Origin of the sequence: Kocuria rhizosphaericola, assembly GCF_044462205.1 — a bacterium.
Taxonomy (GTDB): Bacteria; Actinomycetota; Actinomycetes; order Actinomycetales; family Micrococcaceae; genus Kocuria; species Kocuria rhizosphaericola.
On sequence record NZ_JBISWK010000121.1, the window covers coordinates 1 to 18,369 of the forward strand.

15 protein-coding genes are annotated in these 18,369 nt (G+C 74.7%); 9 read left to right on the top strand and 6 right to left on the bottom strand.

The genetic code is table 11. From position 1 onward, the window contains the following. A partial coding sequence (locus ACH9D2_RS12220) for an FAD-dependent oxidoreductase (protein ID WP_396363071.1) occupies positions 1–1,700 on the bottom strand: 1,700 nt, incomplete at its 3' end. Between the two features lie 95 nt (positions 1,701–1,795). On the opposite strand from ACH9D2_RS12220, the gene ACH9D2_RS12225 reads away from it, so the two are divergent. Then, entirely contained in the window at positions 1,796–2,773 is a 978-nt protein-coding gene (locus ACH9D2_RS12225) for a sugar-binding transcriptional regulator (protein ID WP_396363072.1), read from the top strand. 33 nt (positions 2,774–2,806) lie between these two features. Here the strand turns inward: ACH9D2_RS12225 and ACH9D2_RS12230 are convergent, their stop codons facing one another. Next, a complete protein-coding gene (locus ACH9D2_RS12230; RefSeq protein WP_396363073.1) occupies positions 2,807–4,264 on the bottom strand; it encodes an AAA family ATPase in 1,458 nt (485 codons plus the stop codon). Between the two features lie 173 nt (positions 4,265–4,437). Here ACH9D2_RS12230 and ACH9D2_RS12235 point away from each other — a divergent pair, with 173 nt between their 5' ends. Further along, complete coding sequence (locus ACH9D2_RS12235) at positions 4,438–5,742, top strand: cation:proton antiporter (protein WP_396363074.1); 1,305 nt, start codon at positions 4,438–4,440, stop codon at positions 5,740–5,742. Between the two features lie 48 nt (positions 5,743–5,790). Here ACH9D2_RS12235 and dtd read toward each other — a convergent pair whose 3' ends face one another. Next, positions 5,791–6,243, bottom strand: coding sequence for a D-aminoacyl-tRNA deacylase (dtd, locus tag ACH9D2_RS12240; RefSeq protein ID WP_396363076.1), 453 nt, complete (start codon positions 6,241–6,243; stop codon positions 5,791–5,793). 55 nt (positions 6,244–6,298) lie between these two features. Here dtd and ACH9D2_RS12245 point away from each other — a divergent pair, with 55 nt between their 5' ends. Continuing rightward, positions 6,299–6,898, top strand: coding sequence for a hypothetical protein (locus tag ACH9D2_RS12245; RefSeq protein WP_396363077.1), 600 nt, complete (start codon positions 6,299–6,301; stop codon positions 6,896–6,898). 52 nt (positions 6,899–6,950) lie between these two features. Here the strand turns inward: ACH9D2_RS12245 and ACH9D2_RS12250 are convergent, their stop codons facing one another. Beyond that, entirely contained in the window at positions 6,951–7,577 is a 627-nt protein-coding gene (locus ACH9D2_RS12250; protein WP_396363078.1) for a maleylpyruvate isomerase N-terminal domain-containing protein, read from the bottom strand. Positions 7,578–7,870: 293 nt separating this feature from the next. Between ACH9D2_RS12250 and ACH9D2_RS12255 the strand changes: the two genes are divergently transcribed. Genes ACH9D2_RS12255 through ACH9D2_RS12265 form a run of 3 tightly spaced genes read left to right on the top strand, consistent with a single transcriptional unit; the run spans position 7,871 to position 10,829 of the window. Further along, complete coding sequence (locus ACH9D2_RS12255) at positions 7,871–8,299, top strand: hypothetical protein (RefSeq protein ID WP_396363079.1); 429 nt, start codon at positions 7,871–7,873, stop codon at positions 8,297–8,299. Beyond that, entirely contained in the window at positions 8,299–9,537 is a 1,239-nt protein-coding gene (locus ACH9D2_RS12260; protein ID WP_396363080.1) for a glutathionylspermidine synthase family protein, read from the top strand. Before ACH9D2_RS12255 ends, ACH9D2_RS12260 begins: the two co-directional genes overlap by 1 nt. After that, positions 9,534–10,829, top strand: coding sequence for an APC family permease (locus ACH9D2_RS12265; RefSeq protein ID WP_396363081.1), 1,296 nt, complete (start codon positions 9,534–9,536; stop codon positions 10,827–10,829). The genes ACH9D2_RS12260 and ACH9D2_RS12265 overlap by 4 nt, the downstream gene beginning before the upstream one ends. Before the next feature lie 121 nt (positions 10,830–10,950). On the opposite strand, the gene aspS is transcribed toward ACH9D2_RS12265, so the two are convergent. Further along, positions 10,951–12,777, bottom strand: a complete 1,827-nt coding sequence (gene aspS, locus ACH9D2_RS12270; RefSeq protein WP_396363082.1) for an aspartate--tRNA ligase — start codon at positions 12,775–12,777, stop codon at positions 10,951–10,953. Positions 12,778–12,921: 144 nt separating this feature from the next. Here aspS and ACH9D2_RS12275 point away from each other — a divergent pair, with 144 nt between their 5' ends. Then, on the top strand, positions 12,922–14,250 hold the full coding sequence (locus ACH9D2_RS12275) for an APC family permease (RefSeq protein WP_396363083.1): 1,329 nt from the start codon (positions 12,922–12,924) through the stop codon (positions 14,248–14,250). A gap of 170 nt (positions 14,251–14,420) precedes the next feature. Here ACH9D2_RS12275 and hisS read toward each other — a convergent pair whose 3' ends face one another. Then, the gene (gene hisS / locus ACH9D2_RS12280; protein WP_396363084.1) at positions 14,421–15,779 is read right to left on the bottom strand and encodes a histidine--tRNA ligase; all 1,359 of its coding nucleotides are present in this window, start codon (positions 15,777–15,779) and stop codon (positions 14,421–14,423) included. Positions 15,780–15,977: 198 nt separating this feature from the next. Between hisS and ACH9D2_RS12285 the strand changes: the two genes are divergently transcribed. After that, a complete protein-coding gene (locus ACH9D2_RS12285) occupies positions 15,978–17,528 on the top strand; it encodes a DUF349 domain-containing protein (protein ID WP_396363085.1) in 1,551 nt (516 codons plus the stop codon). A gap of 91 nt (positions 17,529–17,619) precedes the next feature. Next, complete coding sequence (locus ACH9D2_RS12290; RefSeq protein ID WP_396363086.1) at positions 17,620–18,216, top strand: hypothetical protein; 597 nt, start codon at positions 17,620–17,622, stop codon at positions 18,214–18,216. The last annotated feature ends 153 nt before the right edge of the window (positions 18,217–18,369 follow it).

The following is an 18,369-nucleotide window of genomic DNA, read 5'->3' on the forward strand; positions in this document are numbered from 1 at the left end:
GCGCGCGCGGCGGAGGCAGCGGTGTCGTCGGCGGTCCCGGCGGCCGCGTCCTCCGCCGCGCAGCGGAGCCGGTAGGCCTCGACCTCGGCCTCGCGCCGCGGTCCGTCCCAGCCGAGGGCCTCGGCGGCGAGATCCGCGACCTCCTCGACCGCGTCCAGACCGTGACGAGCCTGCTCCCAGGTGAGCCGGGTGCGAGTGTCGAAGAGGTCCTCGAGGTGCAGCGCCCCCTCGTGCGTGCAGGCGTGCACGATCTCCGCCCGCAAGTACGCCGGCGCCCCCTCGAGCGGCCGGTTCAGGTCGGGGCGCTCCTCGACCAGCTCGACGATCTCGGCGATCCCGGAGCCGTACCGGCCGAGCAGGTGCAGGACCCGCTCCTCGTCCCAGTCGTGCCGGGCCCCCAGGGTCCCGGTCTGCCGGCGCAGCGCGTGGTAGCCGTCGGCCCCCAGCAGCGCCGTGCGGTCGGTCACGGACGGCACCTCCTTCGCCCGCTCGGCCCCCAGCGCGAGGTCCACGGCGTCCTCGGCCATCACCCGGTAGGTGGTGAGCTTGCCGCCGGCGATCGAGATCAGGCCGGGGGCCACCTCCGTGACGGTGTGCTCCCGCGAGATCTTCGTGGACTGGTCGTCCCCGCCCTTCTTGGTGCCCGGCTGCAGCAGCGGCCGCAGGCCGGCGTAGGTGCCGACGACGTCCTCGCGGGTGAGCGGCCGGTCGAGCACCACGTTGGCGTGGTCGATGACGTAGTCGATGTCCTCCCCCGTGGCCACCGGGTTCTCGAGGTCGTGGTGGTACGGGGTGTCGGTGGTGCCGATGATCCAGTAGCGCTCCCACGGGATGATGAACAGCACGGACTTCTCGGTCTGCAGGATGAGCCCGACCTCGCCGCGGATCCGCTCGCGGGGCACGACGATGTGGATGCCCTTGGAGGCCAGCACCTTGAGCCCGCCCTCCGCGTGCACGAGGTCCTGGGTCTGCTCGGTCCACACGCCGGTGGCGGCGATGACGGTCCTGGCCCGCACCGTGTGCTCCGCCCCCGTCTCGAGGTCGCGCACGGTGGCACCCACCACCCGGCCGCTCTCGTCCGTCGGGAACGCCACGGCCCGCGTGCGGTTGGCGGCGAGGGCGCCGTAGCGCACGGCGGTGCGCACGATGGTGAGGACCAGGCGGGCGTCGTCGACCCGGCCGTCCCAGTACTTGACGGCGCCGACCATGGAGCCGGGCTTCACGTCGGGGAAGACGCGCTCGACGCCCTTGAAGCCGTAGTGGCGCTGGTAGGGCAGGGTCGCGACCTTCGCGCCGACGTGGGCCATGGCGTCGTAGAGGCCGATGCCGGCGGTGACGTAGGGCCGCTCCCAGATCCGATGGGTGAGGGGGTAGAGGAAGGGCACGGGCCGGACCAGGTGGGGGGCGAGGAAGTCCAGCAGCAGCTCCCGCTCGCGCAGCGCCTCGGAGACGAGCTTGAAGTCGAGCTGCTGGAGGTAGCGCAGGCCGCCGTGGACGAGCTTGGAGGACCACTGCGACGTGCCGCCGGCCCAGTCCTGGGCCTCGACGATGCCGGTGCGCAGGCCACGGGTCACGGCGTCCAGGGCGATGCCGGCCCCGGTGATGCCTCCGCCGACCACGAGGACGTCGAGCTCGGGGCCGCCGGAGAGCTCGGCGAGCGCCCGGTCCCGTTCGGTGCTGGAGAGTGCGGTGTGGGCCATGGTGGGTCTCCTCGGGGTGAGTGGCTGCGACGGTGGCGTGCTCTGCATCACACTCTGGCCGAGGCTGCACCTATGCTCAAAGCAAATGAACGGACGTGCAGGAAGAGGAGGTCACCGTGCACGGTGATGCCGAGCTCCACCACGCGGCGGAGCTGTACTACGTGCAGGGCATGACGATGGAGGCGGTGGCGGACCGGTTCGGGGTCTCCCGCCCCACGGTCTCGCGGATGCTGCAGGCCGCCCGGGAGCGGGGCATCGTACGGATCAGCCTGAGCGCTCCCCCGCACGCGGGACACGACCTGTCCCGCCGGCTGCGGGAGGCCTTCGGGGTCACGGTGCACGTGGCGGGCACGCCGCGCACGGCCACGGAGCCGCAGCGGCTGGAGTCCGTGGCCCGCGCCGCGGCCGGGCTGCTCGGCGACTGGTTCGGGGACGGGATGACCCTGGCGGTCGCCTGGGGGACCACGACCTCGGCGATCGCCGGCCATCTCCAGCCCAAGGCCGTGCGGGACGCCGTCGTGGTCCAGATGAACGGCGCGGTGAGCGTCCGCTCCACGGGCGCGGCGCAGTCCTCGGCGCTGCTGGGGCAGATGTCGACGGCCTTCGGGGCGGCCCTGCTGCCCTTCCCCACCCCGGCGTTCTTCGACCAGGAGGAGACCCGGCGGCTGATGTGGCAGGAGTCCTCGGTGCGCCGGGTGCTCGCGGTGCGCAACGCGGCGGACCTGGCCGTGTTCAGCGTGGGGGCCTTCCGCGGACCGATGATCTCCCAGGTGTACAGCAGCGGCTACCTGCCGGAGGACGCGCTCCGGGAGCTGTCCGCGCACCGGGTGGTCGGCGACGTGTGCACGGTCTTCCTGCGGGAGGACGGGACCTACGCGGACATCGACTACAACCGGCGGGCGAGCGGGCCGACGCCCATGGAGCTGCGGCGGATCCCGCGCCGGCTCTGCGTGGTCGCCGGGGACCACAAGGTGGCGGGCGTGGTGGGCGCCCTGCGGGCGGGCGTGGTCACGGACCTGCTCATCGACGAGCGCACCGCCGCGGCGGTGGTGCGCCACCTGTTCGGCCGCTGAGCCACGGCGGGTCCGCCACCGGCCTCGCCCGGCTCACCGGCCCCGGACGATGCCCCGCAGGATCTCGAGGCGGTGGGCGATCTCGCGCTCGCGGCCGTGCTCGGTGGGCCGGTAGTAGTCGGTGCCGACGAGCTCGTCGGGCGGGTACTGCTGGGCGGCCACGCCGTTGGGCTCGTCGTGGGAGTAGACGTAGCCGCGGCCGTGGCCGAGCTGGCCCGCGCCGGGGTAGTGGGCGTCGCGCAGGTGGAGCGGGACGGGCCCGGCCCGGCCGGCCCGGACGTCGGCGATCGCCTCGTTGATCGCGGAGTAGGCGGCGTTGGACTTCGGGGCGGTCGCCAGGTGCGCCACGGCCTGGGCGAGCGGGATCCGCCCCTCGGGCATGCCGATGAGCTGGACGGCGTCAGCGGCCGCGACCGCGGTCTGCAGGGCGGTCGGGTCGGCGGTGCCGATGTCCTCGGAGGCGGAGATGATGAGCCGGCGGGCGATGAACCGCGGGTCCTCCCCGGCCTCGATCATGCGGGCGAGGTAGTGCATCGCGGCGTCGACGTCCGAGCCGCGGATCGACTTGATGAACGCGCTGACCACGTCGTAGTGCTGGTCGCCGTTCTTGTCGTAGCGCACCGCCGCCCGGTCGAGGGCCTCCTCGGCGTACTCCCGGGTGATCACGGGGACGGACCGGCCGCTGTCCCCGTCCCCCTCCTCGCCCGGGTCGTGCCCGTCCCGGTCCAGGGCGGCGGGCGCCGGCTGCTCCGAGAACGCGACCCCGGCGGCGGCCTCCAGGGCGGTCAGGGCCTTCCGGGCGTCCCCGCCGCACAGGTCCAGCAGGTGCTCGCGGGCCTCCGCGGAGAGCTCCACCTCGCCGTTCAGGCCCCGGGGGTCGACGACGGCGCGGTCCAGCAGCGCCCCGATGTCGGCCCGCTCCAGCGGCTGCAGGGTCAGCAGCAGCGAGCGCGAGAGCAGGGGCGAGATCACGGAGAAGGACGGGTTCTCCGTGGTGGCCGCCACCAGCACCACCCACTGGTTCTCCACCCCCGGCAGGAGCGCGTCCTGCTGGGCCTTGGTGAAGCGGTGGATCTCGTCGAGGAACAGCACCGTGGTGCGCCCGTGCAGGTCCCGGTCGGTGAGCGCCTCGTCCATCACCTTCCGCACGTCCTTGACCCCGGCGGTGATCGCGGAGAGCTCCACGAACTTCCGGGACACCCCGCGGGCGATCACGTGGGCCAGGGTGGTCTTGCCGGTGCCCGGGGGCCCCCACAGGATGATCGAGGACGGCCCCGCCGGCCCGCGGTCCTCCCCCGCCAGCACCTGCAGCGGGGAGCCGGGCTTGAGCAGGTGCTGCTGGCCCACGATCTCGTCGAGGCGGCGCGGGCGCATCCGCACCGCGAGCGGCGCCCGGGAGCGCCGTCCTCGCCCGGCGGGACGGGCCGGAGCGGCGTCGTCGTGCTGGACGCCGTCGGGGGCGTCGAGGTCGTCGAAGAGAGAGCCGGTCACTCCCTCAGGCTAGCGGCTGTCCCGTCGTGACCTGTCGGACGGGGGGGGGAATCGGCGTACAATCAGCATGCTGATCACATGTGGTCCCCCGGTGGGCGGACGGCGCACGACGACGGCCGGCCGGGGACGGGCTCCGTTCGGGAGCCCCCGGCCGGGCGAGGAATGAGGTACCGGTGTTCGAACCCCCGAGTCTGATCTTCGCCGCCGCCGGGCTGGCCGTGTTCGCGGCCGCCCTGCTGCCCCGTCTGCTCCTGCGGGCACCCGTGTCGATGCCCATGGTGTTCCTGGGCGCGGGCGCGGTGATCTTCTCCCTGGCCGACCGGCTGCCGGACCCGGACCCGGTGGCCTACAGCGACGTCACCGTGCACCTCAGCGAGGTCTGCGTGATCATCTCGCTGATGGGCGCCGGACTGGCGCTGGACCGCCCGCCGGGGCGCAGGCGGTGGGCCACGACCTGGCGGCTGCTGGGGATCGCCATGCCCCTGAGCCTGCTCGGGGCGGCGCTGCTCGGGTGGTCGGTGCTGGGGCTGAGCGCGGCCGGCGCCGTGCTCGTGGCGGCCGCGCTCGCCCCCACGGACCCGGTCCTGGCCTCCGAGGTCCAGGTCGGGGAGCCCTCGGAGACCCAGGACGACCTCGAGGGCGAGGACGAGGTCCGGTTCGGGCTCACCTCCGAGGCGGGGCTCAACGACGGCCTGGCCTTCCCCTTCGTCTACCTCGCCATCGCCCTCAGTCTCGTGGGCACCGACCCCGGGGCGTGGTTGCCGCACTTCCTCGCCGTGGACGTGGCCTGGCGGATCGCCCTCGGCTGCCTCGTCGGCTTCCTGGTGGGCCGGCTGCTGGGACGGATCTTCCTGCGCTCCGCGCTCGAGAGCGTCCGCACGACCGTGCACTCCGAGGGGTTCGTGGCCCTGGCCGCGACCTTCCTCACCTACGGTCTGGCCGAGATGGTCGAGGGCTACGGCTTCATCGCCGTGTTCGTGTGCGCGGTGACCATCCGCGCGGTCGAGCGGGTCCACGGTGTCCACGGCGTGCTGCACAGCTACATCGAGCAGCTCGAGCGCCTGCTGACCGTCGTGGTGCTCGTGCTCCTGGGCGGTGCCGTGGCCCGCGGCCTGCTCAGCGGGCTCACCTGGCGCGAGGTCCTCGTCGCGGCGGCCTTCCTCCTGCTGGTCCGGCCCCTCGCCGGGTGGATCGGTCTGCTCGGGGGCCGGACGGGCCCGTGGGAGCGCGGCGTGATCGCCTTCTTCGGCGTGCGCGGCATCGGCTCCGTCTACTACCTCGGCTACGCCCTGTCCGAGGGCGAGTTCGCCGCGGAGGACCAGGCCCTGTGGCGCGTCGTGGGGCTGGTGGTCGTCTCCTCCATCGTGCTGCACGGGGTCACCGCGGGCCCCGTCATCACGCGGCTCGACCGGGCCCGGCGGCGCAGGGCCCGGGACGGGACGGGCACCGAGGAGGCCGCCTCCCGCACCCCGATCTGACGCTCCGGCCCGTCGGGGGCTCCGGGGTCCGGAAGGCGCCCGCCGGGATCAGCCCCGCCGGGGCCGTTCCAGCTCGGCGCTGTCCAGGACCAGGGTGAACGGGCCGTCGTTGACGAGCTCCACCTGCATCGCGGCCCCGAAGCGGCCGGTCTGCACGCGCGCGCCGAGGTCCCGCAGCGCCTGGACGTAGGCCTCGAACACCGGCTCCGAGACCGGCCCGGGCGCGGCCGCCGACCACGAGGGGCGCCGGCCCCGGCGGGCGTCGCCGTAGAGGGTGAACTGGCTGACGGCGAGCACGGGGGCGCCGAGGTCGGCGCAGGACCGCTCCCCCGCCAGCAGCCGCAGCGTCCAGGTCTTCTCGGCGAGCTTCGCGGCGGTCGCGGCATCGTCGTCGTGCGTCACGCCCACCAGTGCCACGAGGCCCGGCTCCTCGATCGCCCCCACGACGTCTCCCCCGACGGTCACGGCGGCCCGGGCCGCCCTCTGCAGAACGATGCGCATGCGCTCCAGTCCACCACATGCGCGGGCGGGCCGGGACCGCCGCTAGCCTCGTCCCATGGCAGCCGCGCGCACGACGTCCCGACCGAGCACCCTGGTCGCGGAGGTGTTCGCGCCCGCCCCGCTGGTGCTGTCCCTGGTGGTGCTCGCCGGCTGGTCGGGGGCCGGATGGTCCGGGGCCCTGTGGGGCCTCGGGACGGCCGTGGTCGTGGCGTCCCTGCCGATGCTCGTGCTGCGGGCCCTGGCCCGGCGCGGGCGCGTGGACGGGCACTTCGTGCGCTCCCGCGCGCAACGGCTGCCCGTCTACGCCGCCACGGGCCTGCTGACGGCCCTCGTGGTGGTCGCCGAGCTCGCGCTGGGCGCACCGGCGGTCGTGCCGGTGACCACCGCGTTCGTGCTGCTGGGCCTCCTGGTGCTGCTGGTCGTGACGCTGTGGTGGAAGGTCTCCGCCCACGTGGCCATGGCGGCGTGCTGGGCCGTGGCCCTCGGGACCCTCTCCACCCCGTGGGCCGGGCTCGCCGCGGCGCCGGTGCCGTTCGCGGTGGCCGTCTCGCGGGTGCGCACCGGGGACCACACCCCGGCGCAGACGGTCGTCGGCGCGCTGATCGGGGTGCTCATCGGCCTGGGCTACGCGGCCACCGCCGGCAGAGTGCTCTGAGCGGGGGGCCCGGGCACGCGGACCCGGCCGCCGGGCAGGGCCCGGGGCCGGCTCAGGCCAGGACCGAGAACCCCGGCGGCAGCGGCCGCCGGCCCGTGAGCGCCAGCAGGATCCCGGGCAGGTGCCCGCCGTCGGCGGCGATCTCGAGCACCGTCCGGCCGGCGTCGGCCAGGACGTTCTCCGGGGGCCTCCGGTCCAGCCCGCAGGCCTGGGCGACGTCCAGGCCGTGCACGGCCAGCTCGAACGTGCGGGTGGGGACGTAGGCGCGCAGCCGGGTGCCGCCCACCACGGTGCGGATCAGGGGGTCCTCGTCGAGCGGCACCTGCGCCAGGGCGTCCCGGGCCCGCTCCAGCGACGCCCGGACGGTGTCGGCCGGGTGCCGGCCCAGCTCGCGGCCGGCGGCGACGCCCCGGGCCGCGACCTCCGCCGGGTCCGTGGCCGCGGCGGCGAGCGCGTAGTACTGCGCCGTGCCGGTGCAGGTCTCGTCGTCGGCGGGGACCGTGAGATAGCTGCCGAGCGTGACGAGCGCGCGGTGGGTGTGCCCCACCAGCGCCCGGACGTCCCACACCCCCGGGCCCGGTCGCGTCCAGTGGTGCGGCCGGAGCTCCTCGACGAGGTCGGCGAACCAGGCCCCGGCGTCGAGGAGGGCGGCGCGGGCGGCGGCGGGATCACGGCTCATGGGCTCCCCTGAGGTGGTGCGGGCGGGGACGGGTCCGAGCGGTCGGGCGGGACACGGCCCCGGGCGTGACCGAAGCATACTGCGGGGCGCCGGCGGTGGGGCCGATGTTGCTCCCGGTTGCGCCCGCACACTCCCTGGCCGCGCGGCGGCGGAGCCCGCGGCCGGGGACACGTCGCGGGCCGGGGGACCCGCACCGGGCGGGGACGCCGTACGCTCTGGAAGGAGTCCGCACCGATCTGTTCCGCCCCTGTCCCGCGCAGCCCCTGTCCCGCTCCCGTCCCGGAAGGCCCAGCATGCCGCCCCGTCCCTCCTCACGGACCATGGCCGCCGCCTCGATCGGCGCCCTGACGATCGCCCTGACCGGCTGCGGCCAGGAGGCCCAGGACGTCCGGGAGCTGGACTCCGACTACGCCCGGATCTGCGTCGAGGACCCGGACGGCGAGGGCGGCGCCGAGCCCGTCCGGGTCGACGACGACGAATGCGACGACGACCGCGGGCCGCGGGTCGGCGGCTTCTTCCCGATGTGGGTGCTCATGAGCTCCACCCGGGCCGTGCCCGTCCCCGCCGTCGGCTCGCCCGTGCCGCGCTCGGCGGGCTGGACCACCGGCCGCCCGCCGGCCTCGGCCACCGTGGCCCGCGGCCTGCCCCGCGACGGGACCGCCGTGGGCAAGAGCGGCGTCTCGCGCGGCTTCGGCGGGTCGAAGAGCGGCTGGGGCTCCTGATGCGGCGCGTCGACGGCCTCGCCCCGCGCCCCGGCTGGGAACGGACCATCCGCGACGAGGGGCTCACCTACGCCCTCACGGAGCGGCCCGACGGCCGGCGCTTCTCGTACTGGAACGAGACCGCCGCCTACGTCTTCTCCCCGGACGAGGTGGACGAGCTGGAGTCCGTCACGGACGAGCTGCACCGGATGTGCGCCGAGGCCGCCCGGTACCTGGCCACCGGCGCACTGGGCACCCTGGGCCTGTCGGAGGCGGCGTTCGAGCTGGCCCAGCACTCCCTGCGGCTGCGGGAGCCCTCGATCTACGGCCGCTTCGACCTGGCCTGGGACGGGACCGGCCCGCCGAAGATGCTCGAGCTCAACGGCGACACCCCCACCGGGCTGGTGGAGGGGGCGATCTGCCAGTGGAGCCGCGCGGAGGCGCTGTTCCCGGGCCTGGGCGAGGACCACCCGGAGTTCGACCAGCTCAACGGCCTGTGGCCCATGCTCGTGGACCGGTGGCGGCAGCGGCTGCCGTTCTCGGCCACGAAGACCCTGCACGTGGCGTACACCCGCGAGGAGGAGTCCGGGGAGGACGCGGCCAACGCCGCCGTCCTGGCCAACACCGCGGTGGAGGCCGGCTACCGGGCCGTCCTGCTGCCCGTCGAGGACGTCCGCTACGACACCCGGTCCCGCGGCTGGGTGCACGCCACCGGGGACGTGGACGACCCCGTGGTGGTGGGCCCGATCGAGGAGATCTTCGCCCTGCACCCGTGGGAGCACATGCTCGACGACGGGCCCGGCGCGTTCGTGCTCGACGACCCCACCCTGATGCACCACTGGTACGAGCCGCCGTGGAAGATGTTCCAGTCCAACAAGCTCCTGCTCGTGGCCCTGTGGCGGTGCTTCCCCGGGCACGAGAACCTGCTGGCCGCCCACCCGGACGGACCGGGCGACCTGCAGGAGTGGGTGCGCAAGCCCGTGTTCGGCCGCGAGGGGGACGGCATCGAGATGCACGCCCGCGACGTGCGGATCCGCTCGGAGCACCCCCACAACTCCCCGCTGGACGTGTGGCAGGCCTACACGCCCGTCCGGAACTTCCCGGGCTCCGACGGCGCCCCCAACCACCCGGTGATCGGCTCCTGGGTGGTGGGCGAGGCGGGTGCGGCGGGCATCGGGATCCGCGAGTCCGACGGTCCGCTCACCGACTACTACTGCCGGTTCGTGCCCAACGTCATCGACAGGAAGGGTCTCCTGTGACCGCCCACCTGCTCCCCCGGTCGATCTCCACGACGACCTCGGCGGTCATCGGGTCCACCTCGATCGCCCCGCTGTACTCGGCCGTGGTCACCGTCGGACTGGTCCACGCCCTGGTCGGCTCCTGGACCCCCGTGGTGCTGGTCGGCGCCGTGCTCCCCATGGTGGTCGTCTCGCTGTGCTTCGCCCGCCTGGACGCGCTCTACGAGGACCAGGGCACCGTCTACCGGTGGGCGCGGGAGGCCTACGGGGCGTTCACCGGGTTCCTGGGCGGCTGGGGGCTGTGGCTCTCGGCGACCCTCGTGCTCGCCTCCCTGGCCTGGGTCACGGCCGACTCCGCCCTGTTCGCCCTGGGGATCGCCGCCGGGCCCTGGACCACCACCGCCGTGGCCGCCCTGCTCATGGCCGCCTTCGCGGCGGTGTCCTCGACGGGGATCCGCGTCTCGGCCGCCGTGCAGTGGGTCCTGGCCGTCCTGCAGCTGATCGGGGTGGGCGTGCTGGTGTGGGCCGTGCGCACGGCCCCGGCACTCCCGCCCGGCGAGAGCGCCGAGGACGGGGAGTGGACCGGCTTCTACGGCGCCGCGGAGCTCGCGACCGGCTCCGGCGTGTCGGCCGGGGACGTGGCGGCCGCCCTGCTGCTGGCCCTGTTCCTGTACTGGGGGTGGGACTCCACGTTCTCGCTCACCGAGGAGTCGACCACCCAGCGCGCGCCCCGGGTCTCGGCGTGGGTCGCGCTGGGCGTGGTGGCCGCCGCCTACGCCGCCATCGGCTGGGCCTACGCCCCGGGGACGTCGGTGGCCTCCCCGCTGCTGGCCGCGCTCGTGGCGGTCTCCGCGGGCGCGTCCATCGGCACCACGATGATCCCCACCTCCCGCGGCCTGATGTCCATGGCCCGCGGCGGGCACCTGCCGCGCCGCTTCCTGTCCCTGTCCTTCGCCACGTGGTGCACGGCCGCCGTCGCGGCCGTGTGGATGGCGTTCTCCGGCCCGCTGTTCGACGACTCGATCGGCATCATCTCGGTGCTCGTGGCCCTCTACTACGGCCTGGCCTGCGCGGCGGTCGTCAAGCTCGGCCGGACCACCGGGGCGCGGGCGCTCGGCGCGGTGGGCACCGCGCTCATGGCCGTCGCCCTCGTGCTGACCGGTGCGGAGTACGCGCTGACCGCCTCGTGGGTGTGGGTGGGCCTGCTGCTGGCCCTGCTCGTGGTGCCGCTGTGGTTCCTCCTGGGCCGGGGCCGCGAACCGCTGCCGGGCGCCCACGAGCGCACCCCGCACCTGGAGAGCCTGCTCGACTGACCCCGCCCGGCCGCACCCGCCCGGCGGCACCGGCTCGGCCGGGCCGGCACGCGCGAGGGCCGGGCCCCGTCGTCGTCGTCGTGCACGACCGGACCCGGCCCCCGCGGGAACCGCCGACGGCTCAGGCGTCGACCGGCTTCTTCTCCCGGCTCCCGGGCTGTGCCTTGGTGTCGGACGCGGCGTCCGGCTCGGCATCGGGCTTGGCGTCCACCCCGGCCTCCTTGCGCTGCTGCGGGGTGATCGGCGCGGGGGCGGCGGTCAGCGGGTCGTAGCCATTGCCGGTCTTCGGGAACGCGATGACCTCGCGGATGGAGTCCGTGCCGGCCAGCAGGGCGACCACGCGGTCCCAGCCGAAGGCGATGCCGCCGTGCGGGGGCGCGCCGTACTTGAAGCCCTCGAGCAGGAACCCGAACTTCTCGTCCGCCTCCTCCCGGCCGATGCCCATGACCTCGAAGACCCGCCGTTGCACGTCCTGCTGGTGGATGCGGATGGAGCCGCCGCCGATCTCGTTGCCGTTGCACACGATGTCGTAGGCGTAGGCCAGCGCGTGCTCGGGGTCCTGGTCGAAGGTGTCCAGGAACTCGGGCTTGGGGGAGGTGAACGCGTGGTGCACGGCGGTCCACTGGCCGGCGCCCACGGCGACGTCGCCGGACTCGACGGCCTCGGCCGCGGACTCGAACAGGGGCGCGTCCACGATCCACACGAACGCCCACGCGTCCTCGTCGATCAGCCCGGTGCGGTGGCCGATCTCCACGCGGGCCGCGCCCAGCAGCGCGCGGGCGGACTTCTTCTCGCCGGCGGCGAAGAAGATGCAGTCCCCGGGCTGCGCCCCGGTCGCGGCGGCGAGGCCCTCGCGCTCCGCCTCGGTGATGTTCTTGGCCACCGGCCCGGTCAGGGTGCCGTCCTCCCCGACGAGCACGTAGGCCAGGCCCTTGGCCCCGCGCTGCTTGGCCCACTCCTGCCAGGCGTCCAGGGTGCGGCGCGGCTGGGAGGCCCCGCCGGGCATGACCACGGCGCCCACGTAGGGGGCCTTGAACACGCGGAAGGTGGTGTCCTGGAAGTACTCGGTCAGCTCGGTGAGCTCGAGGCCGAAGCGCAGGTCCGGTTTGTCGGAGCCGTACTTGGCCATCGCCTCGGCGTAGGTCATCCGGCGGATCGGGGTGGGGATCTCCACCTCGATGAGCTTCCACAGGGCGGCCACGATGCGCTCGCCCAGGGCGATGACGTCGTCCTGCTCCACGAAGGAGGCCTCGATGTCGAGCTGGGTGAACTCGGGCTGGCGGTCGGCGCGGAAGTCCTCGTCCCGGTAGCAGCGGGCGATCTGGTAGTACTTCTCGATCCCGCCGACCTGCAGCAGCTGCTTGAACAGCTGCGGGGACTGCGGCAGGGCGTACCAGGAGCCCGGGGCCAGGCGGGCCGGGACCAGGAAGTCACGGGCGCCCTCGGGGGTGGAGCGGGTCAGCGTGGGCGTCTCGACCTCCGTGAAGCCGTCCTCGTGCAGCATCTCGCGGGCCACCCGGTTGGCGTCGGAGCGCAGGCGCATGATGCGGGCCGGCTCGGGCCGGCGCAGGTCGAGGTAGCGGTGCCGCAGCCGGGCGTCCTCGCCGACCTCCACGTGCTCGTCGATCTGGAAGGGCAGCGCGGCGGCGGTGTTGAGCACGGTCACGGTCCCGGCCATGACCTCGACCTCGCCGGTGGCCAGGGCCGGGTTCTCGTTGCCCTCGGGGCGGCGCTCCACCGTGCCGGTGACCTGCAGCACGAACTCGTTGCGCAGGTGGTGGAAGTCCGCCTCGTCGCGCACCACGATCTGGGCGACCCCGGAGGCGTCGCGCAGGTCCAGGAAGGCCACCCCTCCGTGGTCGCGGCGCCGGCCGACCCAGCCGGCCAGCGTGACGGTCTCTCCGATGTGCTCGGCGCGCAGGGCGCCGAGGTTGTGGGTGCGCAGCACTGAAAAACCCTTCGTTGTTCGGGAGGTGCGGACGGGGCCGCGCTCATCGCGCGCTGGCCCGGTGTTTCCCCGGTGCCCCTACTCTCGTTCCGGGGACGAGTTTACAGCCCGGCCCTCCGGCACCAGGACGACGACAGGACGACCATGAGCACCTCCCCCGGCCACCCCGCCCTCGCCCGCCGGCTGGGCACCCTCGACGCGGCCGTGATCGGCGTGGGCTCGATGGTCGGGGCCGGGGTGTTCGTGGCCTTCGCCCCGGCCGCGGCGTTCGCCGGGCCCTGGCTGCCGCCGGCCCTGCTGCTGGCCGCCGTGGTCGCGTGGTGCAACGCCACCTCCACGGCCCAGCTGGCCGCCGTCCACCCCGCCTCCGGCGGCACCTACGTCTACGCGAACCGGCAGCTGGGGCCGTGGCCGGGCTTCGTGGCCGGCTGGGGCTTCGTGACCGGCAAGACCGCGTCCGCCGCGGCGATGGCGCTGACCTTCGGCCTCTACGCCGCGGAGCTCACGGGGGCCGACGACGCCGGGGCGCGGCTGCTCGCCGTGGCCGCGGTCCTCGGTCTCACGGCCGTGAACCTGGGCGGGGTCAGCCGCACCGCCCGGCTGACGAAGCTGCTGGTCGCCCCGGTGCTCGTGGTCCTGCTGGCCCTGGTCGTCCTGCTGTTCGCGGGCACCGGTCCCGCCGCGGGCGGTTCCGGCGCCGGAGGAGCCTCGACGGAGAACGGCCAGGGGTGGGACGGCGCGGTGTGGGACGGCACCGCCTGGGGCGTGCTGCCGGCGGCGGGCACCCTCTTCTTCGCCTTCGCCGGCTACGCGCGCGTGGCCACGATGGGCGAGGAGGTCCGGGACCCGGCCCGCACCATCCCCCGGGCCGTGCTCGGGGCGCTGGCCTTCACGCTGCTGCTCTACGGGCTGCTGGGGCTCGGGCTGCTGCGCTTCCTGGGGGTCGACCGGCTGGCGGCGGCGACCGCCCCGCTGCTGGACGTGGTCCGGGGCACCGGCTGGGCGGCGGGGCCGGCGACCGCGGGCGCCGTCGTCGTCACCGCGGCCGCCGCCCTGGCCACGCTGGGGGCGCTGCTGGCGCTGGTCGCCGGGATCTCGCGCACGGCCCTGGCGATGGCCCGCGAGCGGGACCTCCCCGGGCCGCTGGGCGCGGTGTCGGAGCGGCACCGGGTGCCGTGGGCGGCGGAGCTGGCCGTGGCCGGGCTCGTGGTGGTGCTCGTGCTGATCGGCGACGTGCGCACGGTCATCGGGTTCTCGAGCTTCGGGGTGCTCGTCTACTACGCGCTGGCCAACCTCTCGGCGCTCACGCTGGAGCAGCGGCCGGGGTGGGCCCCGCGGGCGGTCAACGCGCTCGGCCTGGTCGGCTGCCTCGTCCTGGCGTTCACGCTGCCGTGGCAGTCCGTGGTCACCATGCTCGGGGTCTTCACCGTGGGCCTGGCCGGGCGCGCCCTGGTCCTGGCGCGGCGGCGCTGACCCCCGCGCCGAGTCCCCGGCCCCGTGCCGCCACAGGCGCCGAGCCCCCACTCCCGTGGCAGATCCCCACGAATCAGGCTGGGGAGACGAGGCTCGCATGGGGGCTCGGCGGAACGGGGGGCCGGGAGGTGGGGGCTCGGCGGAACGGGGGCCGGGGCGGGACGGGCGGGTCAGGCGCCGGCGGGCCGCACGACCGGGCGCAGGTCCTCGGCCGGCGGTGTCCAGGAGGCCGGGTCGGCGGGGACCTGCTCGCCGGAGCGGATGTCCTTGACCTCGTGGGTGAGCGAGCCGTCCTCGCCGCGCACCGTGAACCACACGAAGGGAATGCCGCGGCGCTCTGCGTACTTGATCTGCTTGCCGAACTTCGCCGCGCTCGCGGAGACCTCGCACGCGACGCCGCGCTCGCGCAGCTGCTGGGCCACGTCCTGGGCCGAGGACCAGGACTCCTCGTCCACCAGGGAGACCAGCACGGCGGTGGGGACCTTGCGGGAGGGCGCGGCCATCCCCTGGGACAGGATGCGGGACACGAGCCGGGTGACGCCCACGGACAGGCCCACGCCGGGGTAGGTCTTCTTGCCGGTGGAGGCGAGGGACTCGTAGCGGCCGCCGGAGCACACGGAGCCCAGCTGCTCGTGGCCCACCAGCACGGTCTCGTAGACGGTGCCGGTGTAGTAGTCGAGGCCGCGGGCGATCGAGAGGTCGGCGACCACCGTGCCGGGGGCCCGGCGCGAGGCCTCCCCCACGACCTCGGCGAGCTCGCGCAGCCCCTCCTCGAGCAGCTGGGTGTTCACCCCGAGCGCGCGGACCCGGTCCACGAAGGAGGTGTCCTCGGTGCGGATCGCGGCCAGCTGCAGTGCTGCCTGCGCCTGCTCCGGTGTGGCGTCGACCTCGTCGCACAGGGCCTGGGCGACCCGCTCGGGGCCGATCTTCTCGAGCTTGTCGATGTTGCGGAGCACCCCGGCGGTGTCCTTCAGCCCGATGCCCTGGTAGAACCCCTCGGCGAGCTTGCGGTTGTTGACGCGCAGCACGAACGGCGGGATGGGCAGCTTCGACAGGGCGTCGATCATCACGAGCGCGAGCTCCACGTCGTAGCGGAACGGCAGCGTGCCGTCGCCCACCACGTCGATGTCCGCCTGCGTGAACTCGCGGGCGCGGCCCTCCTGCGGGCGCTCTCCGCGCCACACCTTCTGGATCTGGTAGCGGCGGAACGGGAAGGCCAGGTGGCCGCCGTTCTCCACCACGTACCGGGCGAAGGGCACGGTGAGGTCGAAGTGCAGGGCCAGCTGGTCGTCACCGCGCTCGGCGGGGCCGGCGTCCTCGTCCTCCTGCAGGCGGGAGACGACGTAGACCTCCTTGTCGATCTCACCCTTGCGCAGCAGCTGCCCCACCGTCTCGACGGCGCGGGTCTCGATCGAGGAGAAGCCGTGCAGCTCGAAGCTCTCCCGCAGGACGTCGAGGACGTGCAGCTCGACCAGACGCTCCTCCGGAAGCCATTCGGGGAAACCGGACAGGGAGGTCTTGCGGGCCATGGGGACGTGCTCCTCGGGTGGATCGGCGGCGGGACGGGTGGACGGCCGGCCCGGACGGGCCCGACGGTTCCGCACTCATCCTAGAGATCCCCGAGCGCCCGGCCCAAAGCCCCGCGGTGCGCCCAGCCCGGGGACCGGCCGGCCGGTCCCCGGGCGCACCGCGGGCGCGCGGCGGCCGGAGGAGGTGTCCTCGGTAGTATGGGGCTGACGATTGTCCGGAGCCGGGCGACGACGCCGGGCACGCTCCCGGGGCCGCCGCACGGCGAGAGCGAAAGAGTTTCAGCGGTGACAGAACGTCTCGAATCCGACGACCAGCCCACGCCCCGCCCCGCCCCCACCCCGGGACCCGTGCCGAGGCCGGGGGCTCCCAAGCCGGGCGCCCCCGCGGCGCCGGCGCAGGCCTCCCCCGGCCCGGCCCCCGCGCCCGCGGCGGTCCAGCAGCCCGCGCCCCCGGCTGCGCCCTCAGCGGCGTCCCCGGCCCTCGCCTCCCCGGAGTCCGTGGCCCGGGCCCGCGCCTTCGGGCGGGTCACGGAGGACGGCCACGTCTACGTGGTCGTCGACGGCGAGGAGGTCCTGTGCGGACAGTTCCCGGACGCCACCGAGGACGAGGCGCTGGGCTACTTCGCCCGGAAGTTCGACGACGTCGAGGCGCAGGTGGCCCTGCTCGAGCAGCGGGTGGCCGCAGGCGCGCCCTCGGCGGACATGCTGAGCACGGTGGAGCACCTCGCCGAGCAGGTCGGCCAGCGCAAGATGCTCGGGGACGTCAAGGCCCTCGAGGCTCGCCTGGAGGCCCTGCGCCCGGCGATCCGCGAGCTGGAGGCCGCCGAGCGGGCCGCCCACGAGGCCCAGCGCGCCCAGAACGTGGCGGCGCGGGAGGCGATCGTCGCGGAGGCGGAGCAGATCGCCGCCCAGGACCCCCAGCGCACGCAGTGGAAGCAGTCCTCGGCCCGGATGGCCGAGCTCTTCGACCAGTGGAAGACCCACCAGAAGTCCGGCATCCGTCTGGGCCGGGCCGCGGAGGACGCCCTGTGGAAGCGGTTCCGCACCGCGCGCACCACGTTCGACCGGCACCGCCGCGCGTTCTTCTCGCAGCTGGACGCCGACAACGCCGAGGCCAAGAAGGCCAAGGAGGCCCTCATCGCCGAGGCGGAGGCCCTGTCCGGCTCCACCGACTGGGGCGCCACGGCCGCGGAGTACCGCCGGCTGATGGACCGCTGGAAGGAGTCCAAGCGCGCGTCCAAGAAGGACGACGACGCCCTGTGGGCACGGTTCCGCGCCGCCCAGGACACCTTCTTCGCGGCGCGCAAGGCCGACAACGACCGGATCGACGAGGAGTTCGAGGGCAACCTCGCCGTGAAGGAGCAGCTGCTCGCCGAGGCGAAGGCCCTGCTGCCGATCACGGACCTCAAGGCCGCCAAGCGGGCGCTCGGCGACATCATGGACCGGTGGGAGCAGGCGGGGAAGGTCCCGCGCGCCCACATGCGCCGGGTGGAGGCCGAGCTGCGCACCGTGGAGGACGCCGTGCGCCACGCCGAGGACGAGAAGTGGCAGCGCTCCAACCCGGAGACGAAGGCCCGGTCCAACTCGATGCTCACGCAGCTGGAGTCGAAGATCGAGGACCAAGAGGCGGCGCTGGCCCGGGCGCAGTCCACCGGGGACACCAAGCGCGCGGCCAAGCTGGAGGGCGAGCTCGCCACCAGCCGGCAGTGGCTCGAGACGCTGCGCCGTTCCGCGGCGGACCTGCGCTGACCCCGGGCGGACCAGGAGGCCCCGCGGCCGCGCTGTCCACAGCGCGCCGCGGGGCCTTCCCCGTGCCGGGACCGTGGTCGACAGTGGGCCCATGGACGCCCCGCCCTGGCACCCCGACACCCTGTTCCTTCCCGCGCGGCCGTTCTCGCGCGCCGAGCTCTCGGCCCTCGTCACGGACGGGGTGCTCGTGCCCGTGGTGCTGGAGGCGCACGTCCTGCGCGGGCGCCCGGTGACCCGGGCGGTGAAGGTCGCGGCGCTGGAGGCGCAGCTGCCCCCGCACCTGCTGCGGCGCGGGGTGCTCGGGCGGCTGTCCGCGGCGTGGTTCTACGACTGCGCCGGACGCCCCAGCATCCTGCCCGTGCTGCTGGACAAGCTGCGCCGCACCACGATGTCCCCGGTGCCCGAGGGCCTGGCGCTCCACCAGGTCACGCTGGGCGGCTACGACGTCCACGAGGCCGGGCCGGTGCAGGTCACCACCCCGCTGCGCACCGCGGTGGACCTGGCCCTGCACGTGCCGGGACGGGAGGCGGACGCGGCCCTGGAAAAGCTCATGCACGCCCCGCACCTGCACTGCCCGCCCGCGCTGGTGCAGGCCGCCCTCGAGAGCTTCGAGCGGATGCCCGGCCGGCAGGCGGCGCTGCTGCGGGTCCGCCGTGCCGCCCGGGCCGTCGGGCGCCCGCTTCGCTGAGGCGGACAGCGCCGTGCAGGTCCGGCCGGCGCGGCCGACGGTGAGCTCAGGGACCGGTCCGGTCACGGACCGCTGAGCCCGAGGACCGGGCCACCTCGGGGCCGGTCTGCTCCGAGACCGGGCCACCTCGGGGCCGGTCTGCCTCAGGGCCGG